Origin of the sequence: Streptacidiphilus albus JL83, from assembly GCF_000744705.1 — a bacterium.
Classification (GTDB): domain Bacteria; phylum Actinomycetota; class Actinomycetes; order Streptomycetales; family Streptomycetaceae; genus Streptacidiphilus; species Streptacidiphilus albus.
Map to the genome: position 1 here is coordinate 1,560,876 of NZ_JQML01000001.1, position 14,070 is coordinate 1,574,945.

Genomic DNA, 14,070 nt, shown 5'->3' on the forward strand with positions numbered 1-14,070 from the left:
ACTGCGGCCGGGTCAGACCCCGGCGAGGTCCCCGCCGCCGTCCTCGTCCCCGCCCTCCTCCTCCCGGGCGTCCGGGGCGGCGACCGGCGGGACCGGGGCGGTCCGGCTGGCCACCACCGCGGTCGCGGCGACCGCGCTGGCCGCGAAGGCGATGAAGACGTAGGCGGTGCGGTTGAACCAGTGCCGGGTCAGATGGTCGAGCGAGTAGCGGCCGGGACCGGCGATGCCCAGGAAAGCGGCGCTCACCCCGAGGAAGGCCGGGTACTCGTAGCCGCCGCCCATCGCGAAGAAGCCGTTGGGCCGGTGCACCGAGATCGCGCCGACCATGGTCCCGGCCGCGGCCGCGCCGGCCGCCGGGGTGGCCAGGCCGAGCGCCAGCAGCGCGCCGCCGCCGGCCTCGCCGACACCGGCCGCGAGCGCGCTCTGCCGGCCGGGGGTGAAGCCCATGTGCTCCATCGCCTGGGCGGTGGCGTCCAGGCCTCCGCCGCCGAACCAGCCGAAGAGCTTCTGGGTGCCGTGCGCCACCAGCACGCCGCCGGTGGCCACGCGCAGCGCGAGCAGACCGAGATCCTTGCGGTTCAGACGGGACATGCGGAGACCTCTCTCGGAGCCGTACCGGTCGCCGAGGTCCGGCGTCCGGCCGTGGCCCCAGTCTCCGTCGCGGCACCGGCCGCACACCGCTGCTGCTAGCCCATCCGGGAGCGCGGCGGTCAGCCGTCCGCCAGCGGCTTCGCCAGGCAGATGCACTGCTCGTCGTCGCGGTAGACGCCGAACCGCTCGGTCGGCAGGTAGCCCTCCGAGGCGTAGAGCGCCAGCGCCTCCGGCTGCTCGGTCCCGGTCTCCAGGACCATCCGCCGCCGGCCGGCCCGACGGACCTCCGCCTCCAGGTGACGGAGCATCCGCCGGGCGAGGCCGCGCCCGCGCGCGCTCGGCACCGTGTACATCCGCTTGAGCTCGGCGTCGCCGTCGGCGAGGCCGGGCTCGGTGCCCTCGCGGGCCCGCCAGGCCCCCGTCGCCAGCGCCGTGCCGTGCTGGTCGTAGGCGACCACGAAGAGGCCCTGCGGCGGCTCGAACTCCCCCGGGTCGACCGGGGTGGTGTCCATGTCGCCGTAGCGGACGACGTACTCCTGCTGCACCTCGCCGATCAGGCGCTGGGCGTCGGGGTGCCGGTAGCCCACGGCTCGGATGTCGATGGCGGATATGTCCATGGCGGCATGCTATCCGGGCTGGTCAGCGCGGTCCGAATCGCTCCAGCAGGGCGGTCCGCCGGAACATCTGGGCGGTGACGAAGGCCGAGGGCTGCCCGGCGAACGGGTCCGCGCCGCCGTCCAGCAGGGCGTCGATGACGGCGTCCTCGCCCTTGAAGACCGCGCCGGCCAGCGGGGTCTGCCCCCGGTCGTTCGGCCGGTCGGCCTCCGCACCGCGCCCCAGCAGGGCCCGGACGGCGTCGGCGTGGCCGTGGTACGCGGCGAGCATGACCAGGGTGTCGCCGCGGTCGTTGCACAGGTTGGGCGGCACCCCGGCGTCGAGATAGCCGGCCAGCGCGGACGCGTCCCCGCTCCGGGCCGCGTCGAAGACCCGCCCGGCGAGCTCCAGCACCTCCGGGTCGATCGCCTCCGGGTCGATCGCCTCCGACTCCGCAGCGTCACTCATGCCCGGTCCCTCCTGCCTCTGCTCCGCTGCCGCCACGGGTGTGGACGGCACCGTCATTCTGCCGGACCGGCCGGTCCCGGCAGCCGGCGAGGCCGAACCGGGAGACACCCGTACGGGCGAACGTGCCGCGCGCCGTCGGCCGGATCGGCGGGGGCCCGGTACACGATCGCTGACGGGGCGGCAGACGGCCGTCCCTGCGGGTCGGAGCGGCAGAACCACCCGTTTGCGCACTATGCCATCATCTTACTTTTTGTCACCGTTGAGATACATTCTGTGAGAATGCCTGGATCGGCCCGACCAGTCCCCCCGGGCCGGTCCCGTCCCGACAGCTTGAGGAGTTCCCCGTGATCCTCTCCATTTCCGGAGTCGTCCTGCTCGGCATCGTCGTCTTCCTCTTCTTCCGCAAGGACGGCCTCAAGGCCTCGCACGCCCTGGTGTGCGCGCTGTTCGGCTTCTACCTGGCCGGCACGGCCATCGCCCCGAGCATCAAGGCCGGCGGCGCGAGCGTCGCCAGCCTCCTCGGCGGCCTGCACTTCTGACGCGGAGTTCCGCCCCCGCGCCACCTGCCGCACCCGTCCCTCGGTGCCGGCCGCACCACCCGCCCAGCACCGCCGTCCCAGCACCGCCGCCGGAGAACCGATGACCTTCACCGAACATCTCGCCCGTGGGCGGGATATCGCACGCACCGCCGGCGACCACGCCACCGACATGTTCGGTCCGCTGATCACGATCGGCCGCGGGCTGCGCGCCCACAGCCGCTGGGTCGTGCAGAAGTGGAACGACACGCCCAAGGACAAGCGCGGCCCCGCCGTGCTGCTGACCGTGGCCATCGGGGCGGCCGTCGCCCTGCTCCCCTACGGGCCGCTGCTCGCACTGCTGGCGCTGATGGGCAGTGCCGCCTGGGTGGGCCGGGAGAAGGCCCCCGCCGCCGAGCCCGCGCCGGACACCTCGCACCTCAAGCTGGGCGCGATCTACACCGCGCTCACCCCCTACCTGGTGCACGAGTCCGACCCGAACCCGATCTACGCCCACGGCGGCGAGTTCAAGGACGCCTTCAGCAGTTGGGAGTTCGACGCGGACGGCCGGCTGGCCTCGCTCGACCTGCGCTACCCCGCCTACTTCACCGACACCGAGCCGCACGCCCGGGCCCGGGTCGAGCACGTGATCCACAGCAAGGCCGGACGCAGCCGTGAGTACCGCTTCACCTGGGACGAGGAGACCAACCACCTCCAGGTGGCCGCGCTGCCGCCGCTGCCGGTGGACATCGCCGCGCAGCGCTTCGTCACCGCCCACAACGAACTGGTCCTCGGCTTCACCGACACCGCCAGCACCAACCGGATGATCCCGGTGCACCAGGGCAGCGGGACCGCGCACCAGCCGCCCGTCCTCTGGCGGACCGGACCGCGCTCGGCCGAGCCGCACCTGCTGGCCCTGGGCACCCACGGCCACGGCACCTCCAGCCTGCTCCGCTCACTGGCGCTGCAGGTGCTGCCCTACGCGGACATCGTCGTCCTCGACGGGGCCGGCACCGGCGAGCACGCCTGCCTGGTCGGCCGGCCCGGCGTCTACACGGTGGAGACCAGCCTGCACGGCGCGCTGGCCGCGCTGGAGTGGGCGGCCAACGAGACCCAGCGCCGGCTGGACGCCCACAACCTGGCCAAGCGCACCGGCGCCACGCCGCCGCCGGACGCGGTCCGCCCGCTCTGGCTGCTGCTCGACCACCCCGCCGAGCTGAGCGAGCTGGCCCAGGCGGAGGGCAGGCCGGACCCGCAGGACCTGCTGGAGACCCCGTTGCGGCACGGCCGCAACGCCCATGTCACCGTCGTCGTGGCCGAGTACCTGGACGCCTTCGACCGGCTCCGGCCGACGCTGCGCAGCGCCACCCGGGCCCGGGTGGTCCTCGGACCGCTCGACCCCGACCTGGCCATGGACGTCCTCGGCGCGCCGCTCGACATCACCCCGTCCAGCCACACGCCGCCCGGGCGCGGCTACGCCCGGCTCGGCAACCACCCGCCGGTCCGGCTCCAGGTCCCGGCGACCCCGGACCCGCTGGACGAGGAGACCCCGCCGGAGCAGCGCGACGCGGTCATCGCCCTGCTGCCGCACGCCGACACCCGCACCGAGGCCCCGGCCCCGAGCCCGGCCCCGCTGTCGCTGACCAAGCCGGAGCTGACCGCGGCGGCGGTGGCCGCCCCGGCCGCGGCCCCCGCCGAGCCCGGCGAGGAGCGGACCGGCGACGTGCTCCAGCCCATCAAGCGGGCCCTGCGCTTCTTCTGACGCCGCGCCGCCGCCACCCCGATCCACCCGCCGGCTCCGCCGCGCAGCCCGGGCACCAGCCCCCGCAGCGGCGGAGCCGGCGCCGTTACCGGCGCCCGGCCACCCCGTAGTCCGCGAGCCCCGCTGTCGGCAGCCCCGCCGCGCGCCGGACGTCGAGCACCCGCAGATCCGGCTGCGGCAGGCGCTGATCCGGACCCTGCGGGTGCTGGTCCCGTGCTTCTACCTGCCCGCACTCGCCGCCTCCGTCGCCGTCACCGCCCTGGACGGCGGCCACGGGGCGGCCCTCGCCCTGAGCGTCCACGGGAACTGACACGGCATCGTCTTCACGAACCCTTGACGGCCGCCCGTCGGGGCGGGCTCAATAGTGCGCCAATGGACTGCTCTCATACCATTGAGCGGTCCGCACCCCAGCGGAGGTGCGTATGTCACCTGAGCCCGTCCCCGTCTCCCCAGCCTCCCCCACCGCCCCGGCGCCGGTCGGGGACGAACAACGGCTGCATGAACTCGGCTACGCCCAGGAGCTCTCCCGGACGATGTCGGGCTTCTCCAACTTCGCCGTCTCCTTCACCATCATCTCGATCCTCTCCGGCTGTCTGACCCTCTACGGCTACGGGATGACGACGGGCGGTCCGGCCCTGATCGTCTGGGGCTGGCCCTTCGTCGGGCTGATGACCCTGATAGTCGGCCTGGCCATGGCCGAGGTCTGCTCCAGCTACCCGACGGCCGGCGGCCTGTACTACTGGGCCGCCAAGCTCGCGCCCAGCCACGGCCCGTTCTTCAGCTGGGCGACGGGCTGGTTCAACTTCGTCGGCCAGGTCGCGGTCACCGCCGGGGTCGACTTCGGCGCCGCGCAGTTCCTCTGCGCCCTGCTGGACCTCCAGGGCTGGCTGACCGCCACCCCCGGGCACACCGTCCTGCTGTTCGGGCTGATCCTGGCCCTGCACGGGGCGCTGAACACCTTCGGCGTGCGGCTGGTGGCGCTGCTGAACAGCGTCAGCGTCTGGTGGCACCTGCTGGGTGTGCTGGTCATCGTCGGCGCGCTGGCCATCGCCCCCGCGCACCACCAGTCGGCCTCCTATGTCTTCACCCACTTCGTCAACACCACCGGCTGGCACAACTCGCTCTACGTCGCCGCCCTCGGCCTGCTGCTGGCCCAGTACACCTTCACCGGCTACGACGCCTCGGCCCACATGACCGAGGAGACCCACGACGCCGCCCGCTCCGGGCCGCGCGGCATCGTGATGTCGATCGTGGTGTCGCTGATCGCCGGCTGGGTGCTGCTGATCGGGATCACCTTCGCCATCCAGAACTACAGCGGCGAGCTGAACAGCTCGACCGGGGTGCCGCCCGCGCAGATCTTCATCGACGCGGTCGGCGCGACCGGCGGCAAGCTGCTGCTGCTGATCGCCATCGGCGCCCAGCTGTTCTGCGGGATGAGCTCGGTCACCGCCAACTCCCGAATGATCTACGCCTTCTCCCGGGACGGCGCGCTGCCGGGATCCCGCATCTGGCACCGGATCAACCACCGCACCCGGACCCCCACCAACGCGGTCTGGCTCGCCGCCGTCGGCGCCTTCCTGCTGGGACTGCCCTACCTGTGGAACGCGACCGCCTATGCGGCGGTCACCTCCATCGCCGTCATCGGCCTCTACATCGCCTATGTCATCCCGACCTTCCTGCGGCTGCGCCAGGGCGCGCGCTTCCAGCGGGGGCCGTGGCACCTGGGCCGGTGGAGCCGGCCGATCGGGATCGTGGCGGTGACCTGGGTGCTGATCATCACCGTGCTGTTCATGCTGCCGCAGGTCAGCCCGGTGACCGTGCACACCTTCAACTACGCGCCGATCGCGGTGCTCGCCGTGATGGCCTTCGCCGGGGGCTGGTGGCTGATCTCCGCGCGCCACTGGTTCACCGGGCCCAAGGTCCAGGGCAGCGTCGAGGAGCTGGCCGCCGTCGAGCGCGACCTCGGCACCATCTGAGCGTCCGAACGCCCGCACCCGAACACCTGTGCCCCGCCGGGTCCCGCCCGGCGGGGCACAGGTCCGTCACTTCGAGCAGATTTCCGACGACTTAGGGTGACATTCGCGCCTAGATGTGACAAATCGGTCAGCTATGGGTACAAACAGGGGCGGCAGGACGACGGACCGACCTCCCGGGGAAAGCCCCTCGGGAATCTTCGACGGCTGCCGCACGTTGCACAGACCGACGATGACAGCGACATCCAGTCCTGTGGGCCATAAGCCCGGGAGGCACGATTCATGAGTGAGCGAGCTCTCCGCGGCACGCGACTCGGGGCCACCAGCTACGAGACCGACCGCGGCATCGACCTGGCCCCGCGCCAGACCGTCGAATACGCATGCCAGAACGGACACCGGTTCGAGGTTCCGTTCTCCGTAGAGGCCGAAATTCCTACCGCGTGGGAGTGCCGCTTCTGCGGCAGCGAAGCACTAATGGTCGACGGCGACGAGCCGGAGGCGAAGAAGGCGAAGCCCGCCCGTACCCATTGGGACATGCTGATGGAGCGGCGGACCCGTGAGGAGTTGGAGGAGGTGCTCGCCGAGCGGCTGGCCGTGCTGCGGTCCGGACGCATGAACATCGCCGTCCACCCCCGTGACAACCGCAAGACCGCCTGAGGCCGACCGAAGGCACAGCGAGACCGGCAGGACCCGGGACGCCGCACTCGATCCGAGTGCGGCGTCCCGGGTCCTGCCGCGTCTCACCGGTCGACCCAGGCCCGGTCAGCCGAGCCCCGGTCGACCCGGTCCCGGTCAGCCGAGCTGGTCGCGGCGGCCGTAGTCGTAGGGCTGCTGGGCCCGGGACGGCCCGTCCTGGTCGACCACCTCGCCGACGATCACCTCGCCCGGGACCACCTTGCCGTCGGGGCGGTGGATGCGCAGCTGCTCCTGGAGCCGGTAGGCGTCGGCGATCGGGCCGGCGCTGCGGCGGATGAACCGGTCCGGGATCCGGCGCAGCAGCGCCGCCGTGGGCGGGAACAGGCAGGCCAGTCCGAGCAGGTCGGAGAGGACGCCGGGGATGATCAGCAGCAGCCCGCCGGCGATGCTCACCGCCGTACCCGCCTCGCCCTTGCCGGCGGTGGCGGAGCGCAGCGCGCGCAGCCCGGCTCGCTTGATCACCCAGCCGCCGACCAGCGCCGAGGCCAGCAGGTAGACGAACAGCCCGAACCAACCGACCCAACCGGTGAGCTGGATCAGCAGCCAGATCTCCAGCACCAGCCAGGCGGCGACCACCAGGGGCGCGTACCGCCACAGCCCGCGCCGCCGCTTCGGCACCGGCTGCCCCGTCCCGCTGCTCGCGTCTGCTCGTGTCCCGCTCACGGTGCCGCCCACTTCCTTCGCTCTCGCGCGGACCGCTCCTCGCACGGGTACGCCGCGCCGGTCCGCGCCCTGGTCAACGTGCGGCGGCCCGGGGGTGTTCCGCGCGGCCGTCCACCGACCAGGGTGCCACTCGCGGTCTCAGCCCTCGGGGTCCGGCACCGGGGCCGGGATCCGGCCGAGCCGGCTGAGCACGCCCCAGGCGGTGACCCGCTTGAGGGCCTCGCCGACGATGTTGCCGCTCATCTTGCTGGCGCCGAACTCGCGGTCCTTGAAGGTGATCGGCACCTCGGCCACCTTGAAGCCGGCCCGGACCGTGCGCCAGGCCAGGTCCACCTGGAAGCAGTAGCCCTGTGAGGCCACCTGGCTCATACCCAGCCCGAGCAGGGTCTGCTTGCGGAAGGCGCGGTAGCCGCCGGTGACGTCCCGGATCGGCACCCGCAGCATCAGCCGCGAGTAGGTGCTGCCGCCGCGCGAGATGAACTGGCGCCACCAGGGCCAGTTCACCACCTCGCCGCCGGGGACCCAGCGGGAGCCGAGCACCAGGTCCGCGTTGCGCAGCGCGGTCAGCAGCCGGGGCAGCTGCTCGGGGCGGTGCGAGCCGTCCGCGTCCATCTCGACCAGGATGTCGAAGCCGTGGTCGATGCCCCAGCGGAAGCCGGCCAGGTAGGCGGCGCCCAGTCCCTCCTTGCCCCTGCGGTGCAGCACCTGGAGGTTCGGGTCCTCGGCCGCCAGCACGTCGGCGGCGTCGCCGGTGCCGTCGGGGCTGTTGTCGTCCGCGATCAGGATGTGCGCCTCGGGGACGGCCGCCCGGACCCGGGCGGTGATCAGGCCGACGTTCTCGATCTCGTTGTACGTCGGGATGATCACGAGGATCTTGCCGAGGTCGCCGAAGGACTCGGCTGCCTCGATGGTGCTGTCGGTCACGGACCGGCCCCTTCTTCCACGTCAATCACTGCGTCACTCGACACCGTGCTGGCAGACCTACGATTTCGCCGTGCCGTGAACAATGCAAATGCCCATGCCAGCAGTCCGAGCACGGCCATGGCCCACTCGGGCGCCGCACCGACCCGGTCCGACACCGTCAGCGGGTCGCGGAGCGCGACCTTCGCCTCCAGCTCGGCGGCGGTGGCCAGCCGGCTGCGCTCCACCACCTGGCCGTCGGGGGCGATGACCGCGCTGATGCCGCTGGTCGAGGCGATCACCACGGACCTGCCGTGCTCGATCGCGCGCAACCTGGACATCGCGAACTGCTGGTCGGGCTGGTCGGTGTGCTCGTACGTCGCATTATTGGTCTGTACGACGATCACCCGTCCGCCCTTGGTGACCGCGTCCCTGACGATGCCGTCGTATGCCACCTCGAAGCAGATGACGTCACCGATCCTGGCCGGGCCCACCTGGAGGATACCGGTGGTCTTTCCGGCGTAGAAATCCCGTGGCACGCGCTTCAGTTCGGTGAAGTACTTGGTGAGCACCGAGCGGTAGGGGACGTACTCGCCGAAGGGCACCGGGTGCTGCTTGGTGTAGTGGGCGCCGGGGCCGCCGGTCGGGGTCCAGACGATGCCCTCGTTCTGGACATGGGTCGCGTCCGGGCCGTTGACCAGCGCGCCGACCAGGATCGGCACGCCGATGTTGTCCACCGTCTGCTGGATCAGGTCATAGGCCTGGAGGTCCTGGTACGGGTCGACGTCGGAGGAGTTCTCCGGCCAGATCACCAGGTCGGGCTTGGGCGCCTGGCCGGCGGCGATCAGTGCGGCGAGCTTGTCGGTCTCGTCGACGTGGTTCTGCAGCACCTCCATCGGGCGGCCCAGGAAGTCCATGCCGGCGTGCGGCACATTGCCCTGGATCAGCGCGATCTCGGCGGAGGCCGGCCCCCCGGCGGTGGTCCCGGCGGTCGGCAGCGGCACCGCGTAGCCGATCACCCCGACGACCACCGCCAGCGCGGTGGTGGCCAGGGCGAAGCCGCGAGCCCCCCAGCGCGGGGCCGGGCGGCGTCCGCTCAGCACCAGGACGGCGTGGGCGAGCAGCGCGCCGCTCAGCGCGACGCCGAAGGTGACCAGCGGGGCGCCGCCGATCGCCGCCAGCGGGGTGAACGGCGAGGAGGTGTTGGCGAAGGCCAGCCGGCCCCAGGGGAAGCCGCCGAGCGGCACCCGGTCCCTGGCCCACTCCTGGGCGACCCAGAGGCAGGCGGTCCACAGCGGCCAGGCCCGCAGCCGCGAGGCGGCGGCCTGCCCGGCGGCCATCAGGCAGACGAACAGGGTCTCGAAGAACGCCAGCAGCAGCCAGGCGTCCAGACCGATGACGTTCAGCCAGAAGAGCAGCCAGAGCAGGAACGGCGCGCCGAAGGCGAACCCGGTCCAGGCGGCCTGCCGACCGGTGCGCCGGTCGGTGAGCAGGGCGAGTCCGGCGACGGCGAGCACCGAGAGCGGCCACAGGCCGTACGGGGGGAACGAGAGCGCGAGCAGCACCCCGCAGACGGCGGCGAGGGCGGTGCGCGGCAGTCCGGCCCTGATCCGCGCCGACCGGGTGCGGAGCCGGCCGGGCGGGCGCGGCCCGGTGGGCTCCGGCTCCGGGGCCGGCGCCGCCTCGGGGCGTACGGGGTCGAGAGGCAAGGCCACGTTCGCCACTTTCACTCACACGGGTGTACGCGAGAGCGCGGACACCGGACTCGGGACCCGGGGGCGGGTCCGCGACGTGCCGTTCCGGCAGGCACGACGTGCGAAGACCGTACAGCGTGAACGGGCCCCGGGCGGAGTCCGGGGTCGCGGGAAGGGAAATCCACACCCGACCCCGAAGGTGCCCCACCGGGCCCGCAGCCGTGTCCACGGCGGCGGCAGCCACAGGACGCGGCCCGAACGCTCTTCGGTCCGACCTGGGATCCGCTGGCTGCGGATCGACCGAGAGCCGTTGTCTACTGAACGTTCGAGCCGTGTCCGGGTCGCACCTGCCGACCGGACCCGGTTGGCCTGCCGGCGCCCGCGCTCCCCGGGCCTAGGGCACTGGACCTGGCTGCCTGTCGGTGTCCAGCGGACGCCGCTCGTTGGCCCAGTCGTGGTCTCGGGTTTTGCGTGGAGGTGTTCCGGTCGGTCGGTCCCAGGGAGGACCCGGAAGGTGGACGCGGCCGAACCTACCCGCCTGCGACCACGTCCTGTCAACCCTCCCCCGACCTGCCACGATGGCACGTCGTTGCAGGTCAGGTCGGTGCGACCGGGGCCGGGGCGGGCTCCGGCACACCCATCGTTCGGCGGTATCCGGACACCGCACACCACTCGGACGGTCCAGGGGCCCGGTCAGTCCCGCTCGGCGAGGTACGCGGTGCGCCCGCGGACGACCGTGGCCAGGCAGCGCGGCAGCGGCCGTCCTGGGGTCAGGTCGGGCAGGCCGGGGACGCCGGCCCGGGGGTCGGTGGACCAGTTGGCGATCCGGTCGTCGGGGGCCTGGACCAGCAGCTCGGCCGGCGCCCAGACGGCGTAGGAGGCGGGCGCGCCGGGCACCAGCACGCCGGCGTCGTCCCGGCCGAGCGCGCGCCAGCCGCCGCGGGTGTGGGCGGTGAACCCGGCCCGGGCCGAGATCCGGTGCTCGGCGGTGCGGTGGAAGGCGGCGGCGCGGACGGTGCCCCAGGGGTCGAGCGGGGTGACCGGGGCGTCGGAGCCGAAGGCCAGCGGCACGCCGGCCTTGAGCAGTGCGGCGAAGGGGTTCATCGTCCGGGCGCGCTCCGGTCCTAGCCGGTCCACGTACATCCCCTCGGGTCCGCCCCAGGCGGCGTCGAAGGCCGGCTGGACCGAGGCGGTGAGGCCGAGCTCGGCGAAGGCCGCGACGGTGCCCCGGTCGAGCAGTTCCGCGTGCTCGACCCGGTGCCGCAGGGCGCGGACCCGGGCCAGCCCGACCTTGTCGGCGGTGGCGCGGACGCCCGCGACCACGGCGCCGAGGGCGGCGTCGCCGATGGCGTGGAAGCCGGCCTGGATCCCGGCCTCGGTGCAGGCGGTGACATGGTCGGCGATCTGCGCGGCGGTGAGGTACTCGGCGCCCTCGTCGGCGGTGTCGGCGTAGGGGGCGTGCAGGCAGGCGGTGTGCGAGCCGAGCGCGCCGTCGACGAAGAGGTCCCCGCCGGCGCCGACCGCGCCGAGCCGGCGGGCGGTGTCGACCGCGCCGAGCTCGCCCCAGTAGCCGAAGACCTCGGGCAGCGGCCGTCCGCCGGTGCCCGCTCCGGCTCCTCGGGCCAGGTCGAGCAGCGCGGTCAGGTCCTCGGGCGAGGAGATGTCGGGTCCGGCGCACTCGTGCACCGAGCCGATGCCGAGCTCGGCGGCCCGGTGCAGCGCGGCGGTCTGCGCGGCGCCCCGCTGGGCGGGGGTGAGGTGGGCCAGCGCGGCCCGGCGGACCAGGTGGTGGGCGTCGCGGGTGAGCGGCCCGTCGGGGTGGTGTCCGGGCGCGGCGGCGAGGTCCGGGCCGACCAGGGCGCGCAGGGCGCCGGACGCCAGTGCGGAGTGGACGTCGGTGCGCGAGAGGTAGACGGCGGCCGCGCCGCAGACCGCGTCCAGCTCGGCGAGCGTGGGGGCGCGCCGCTCCGGCCAGCGGGTCTCGTCCCAGCCGTGGCCGACCACGATCCCGCCCTCGGCGCGCTGTCGGCCGACGAAGTCGGCGATCCGGCGCAGGGCCTCGGCGAGGTCGGGGCAGCCGGTCAGGTCGAGGCCGGTCAGCGCGAGCCCGGTGGAGGTGGCGTGCACATGGGCGTCGACGAAGGCGGGGGTGACCAGCGAGCCGCCGAGGTCGACCACGGCGTCGGCGTCGCGGGCGTAGCTGTCGGCGGCGCTCTCGGCGCCGACCCAGGCCACCTGACCGTCCTGCACCAGCACCGCGGTGGCGAAGGGATCGGCGGGGCTGTAGACGTGGCCGCCGCGCAGCAGCAGGGTGCGCGGGGCGGACTCGTCCGGGGCGGGGAGGGAGGGGCGCGGAGTCATGGCTGACAGTCTGCCTCCTCGCGCTCCCGCCCCTCCGGTCCGGGTTCGGGCGCAAGCCCCTGCGGGAGGCGGGCGCACGGGGCGCGGACCCACGGGGCGCGGGGTCAGGGCAGGCGCGGGGGGCGGGACTCGTACGGGGTGCTGAGCACCACCGTGGTGCGGGTGGAGACGCCGGCCGCGGTGCGGATCCGGGCGAGCAGGTCCTCCAGGTCGCCCGGGCTGGGGACCCGGACCTTGAGGATGTAGTTCTCGTCGCCGGCGACGCTGTGGCAGGCCTCGATCTCCTCCAGGCCGACCAGCCGGTCCGGCACGTCGTCCGGGGCGCTCGGGTCGAAGGGCTTCACCGAGATGAACGCGGTCAGCGAGAGCGCCACCGCCTCCGGGTCGACGATCGCGGCGTAGCCGCGGATCACCCCGCGCTGCTCCAGCCGACGGACGCGCTGGTGCACCGCCGAGGTCGACAGCCCGGTGGCCTTGCCCAGGTCGGTGTAGCTCATCCGGCCGTCGGCGACGAGCAGCTGCACAATCTGTCGGTCCAGTTCCTCCACGACACGCGAGGCTATCCGACTCGGCGGCCCGGTGCGGGCCGGACGCCGGGCCTGCGCGGACGGGCGCCGGTGGGCACCACGGGCCGCGGCTCCGAACACCGGTCCACCTGTGACGAAGGCCACACGGTCCGAATGGCGGGATGCCGGGTCCCAGGGATTACCGGTCGTCGCGGTTGGGCAGTCCTGGCAATGACTCCTCCGCCGCCTGGGGACCGTGCCGCGGGGTGGAGCCGATCCGTCCGTCGTCGAGGGGGACCACCATGTCTGTGATCCAAGAACTTCAGCCTGCCGTCCCGGCCTACTCCGAGGCTCCGGGCACGGACCCGGGCGAGGGCGAGACCTGGGACATCGTCAGGCTCTGCTGCCCCGAGTGCGACCGTCCGATCGCCCTGCTCGGCGACGAGGAGCGGTTCCCCCAGCACGCCCTGCTGCCGACGGCCTGGGCCCCGTTCTCCCCCGCGATCTGCTCCGGCTCCGGCCTCTCGGTGGACGAGGCCGACGAGCTGGACGACGAGCCCGACTTCGACCCCGAGCCCTCGCTGGAGGCGCTGCTGACGCTGCCGCCGGAGCTGGACTGGCGCCGCCAGCCCTTCTCCCACGTCGGCGGCGCCGGCTCACGCCCGGTGCGGGTGGCCGAGCAGCGTCACTGACGGTTCGTCAGAACACCTTCAAGCAACCCGCCCTGGCGCCCGACCGGACCGGTCGACGGCGCGCTCCGGCGTCCGCGCGCCCTCGAAGTCGGCCCGAGCCGCCGAGGGCGCGCCGTCATGTGCGCCCGCGGGCGCCCACGCCCGTGCCGCGCAGCGAGTATGCCCCGTGGCGGGTTCCGCCTCCCGGGGCATACCCGCCCGAACACTCCGGCAGTAATCTGGGACGCCCCCAAGAATCCCCTTCGCACAGAGTCCGCCCATTTGCTGACTCAGGGTAATCGGGACAGCCTGGGGCACCTTGGCTGTCCGCGAGCCAATCTAGGCAAGTCCGCCCGGCCCGGCCGCCGTCGCGCTCCGGCCGCGATCCGCCGGATTCGACCCCGCCGATCCCCTTGACCTGCGGTGCGGACAGCTACTACGTTCGGTTCAGCGCACTACGGAGTGACAGTGCGCCACACGATCACAAGACGCCGGCCGTTCCCCCGTGGCCGGCGTCTTGTTCGTTTTTCGAACACCCACACAGATCATCTTCGTGACTCCCCGTGTTCGCACCGGTGACGTCCCCGCCCACCAGGGCCCACAACTACCAGCCAGAGTCCGGTTGTCCCCGCGTGACACCCTTTCGGATCAGCACTCCGCCGGTACGATGCCCTAC

At 73.2% G+C, this 14,070-nt stretch carries 13 protein-coding genes; 5 read left to right on the top strand and 8 right to left on the bottom strand.

The window, feature by feature from the left end; genetic code table 11:
- Nucleotides 1–12: 12 nt before the first annotated feature.
- The 3 genes from BS75_RS06840 to BS75_RS06850 form a co-directional block, all read right to left on the bottom strand.
- Entirely contained in the window at nucleotides 13–591 is a 579-nt protein-coding gene (locus BS75_RS06840) for a DoxX family protein (RefSeq protein WP_034087561.1), read from the bottom strand.
- 119 nt (nucleotides 592–710) lie between these two features.
- Complete coding sequence (locus BS75_RS06845) at nucleotides 711–1,208, bottom strand: GNAT family N-acetyltransferase (RefSeq protein ID WP_034087562.1); 498 nt, start codon at nucleotides 1,206–1,208, stop codon at nucleotides 711–713.
- A gap of 22 nt (nucleotides 1,209–1,230) precedes the next feature.
- Nucleotides 1,231–1,653 (bottom strand): ankyrin repeat domain-containing protein, encoded by a 423-nt coding sequence (locus BS75_RS06850; RefSeq protein WP_042440264.1) that lies wholly within the window; start codon nucleotides 1,651–1,653, stop codon nucleotides 1,231–1,233.
- 344 nt (nucleotides 1,654–1,997) lie between these two features.
- Here BS75_RS06850 and BS75_RS06855 point away from each other — a divergent pair, with 344 nt between their 5' ends.
- The 4 genes from BS75_RS06855 (at nucleotide 1,998) to BS75_RS06870 (ending at nucleotide 6,560) form a co-directional block, all read left to right on the top strand.
- Complete coding sequence (locus BS75_RS06855) at nucleotides 1,998–2,192, top strand: hypothetical protein (RefSeq protein WP_034087563.1); 195 nt, start codon at nucleotides 1,998–2,000, stop codon at nucleotides 2,190–2,192.
- Nucleotides 2,193–2,292: 100 nt separating this feature from the next.
- On the top strand, nucleotides 2,293–3,930 hold the full coding sequence (locus BS75_RS06860; protein ID WP_042440267.1) for a membrane protein: 1,638 nt from the start codon (nucleotides 2,293–2,295) through the stop codon (nucleotides 3,928–3,930).
- Between the two features lie 422 nt (nucleotides 3,931–4,352).
- Nucleotides 4,353–5,906 (top strand): amino acid permease, encoded by a 1,554-nt coding sequence (locus BS75_RS06865; protein ID WP_081982148.1) that lies wholly within the window; start codon nucleotides 4,353–4,355, stop codon nucleotides 5,904–5,906.
- A gap of 279 nt (nucleotides 5,907–6,185) precedes the next feature.
- On the top strand, nucleotides 6,186–6,560 hold the full coding sequence (locus BS75_RS06870) for an RNA polymerase-binding protein RbpA (protein WP_034087564.1): 375 nt from the start codon (nucleotides 6,186–6,188) through the stop codon (nucleotides 6,558–6,560).
- 135 nt (nucleotides 6,561–6,695) lie between these two features.
- On the opposite strand, the gene BS75_RS06875 is transcribed toward BS75_RS06870, so the two are convergent.
- From BS75_RS06875 to BS75_RS06895, 5 genes are all read right to left on the bottom strand, one after another.
- On the bottom strand, nucleotides 6,696–7,262 hold the full coding sequence (locus BS75_RS06875; RefSeq protein ID WP_231607698.1) for an FxsA family protein: 567 nt from the start codon (nucleotides 7,260–7,262) through the stop codon (nucleotides 6,696–6,698).
- A gap of 138 nt (nucleotides 7,263–7,400) precedes the next feature.
- A complete protein-coding gene (locus BS75_RS06880) occupies nucleotides 7,401–8,186 on the bottom strand; it encodes a polyprenol monophosphomannose synthase (protein ID WP_042440271.1) in 786 nt (261 codons plus the stop codon).
- Nucleotides 8,183–9,877 carry an apolipoprotein N-acyltransferase gene (lnt, locus tag BS75_RS06885; RefSeq protein ID WP_231607699.1) on the bottom strand — a complete coding sequence of 565 codons (1,695 nt, stop codon included), beginning with the start codon at nucleotides 9,875–9,877 and terminating at the stop codon, nucleotides 8,183–8,185. The genes BS75_RS06880 and lnt overlap by 4 nt, the downstream gene beginning before the upstream one ends.
- Before the next feature lie 672 nt (nucleotides 9,878–10,549).
- On the bottom strand, nucleotides 10,550–12,217 hold the full coding sequence (locus BS75_RS06890; RefSeq protein ID WP_034087565.1) for an amidohydrolase: 1,668 nt from the start codon (nucleotides 12,215–12,217) through the stop codon (nucleotides 10,550–10,552).
- A 104-nt stretch (nucleotides 12,218–12,321) separates the two neighbouring features.
- Nucleotides 12,322–12,765, bottom strand: a complete 444-nt coding sequence (locus tag BS75_RS06895; protein WP_034087566.1) for an Lrp/AsnC family transcriptional regulator — start codon at nucleotides 12,763–12,765, stop codon at nucleotides 12,322–12,324.
- 260 nt (nucleotides 12,766–13,025) lie between these two features.
- Between BS75_RS06895 and BS75_RS06900 the strand changes: the two genes are divergently transcribed.
- Nucleotides 13,026–13,415, top strand: coding sequence for a hypothetical protein (locus BS75_RS06900; protein WP_034087567.1), 390 nt, complete (start codon nucleotides 13,026–13,028; stop codon nucleotides 13,413–13,415).
- The last annotated feature ends 655 nt before the right edge of the window (nucleotides 13,416–14,070 follow it).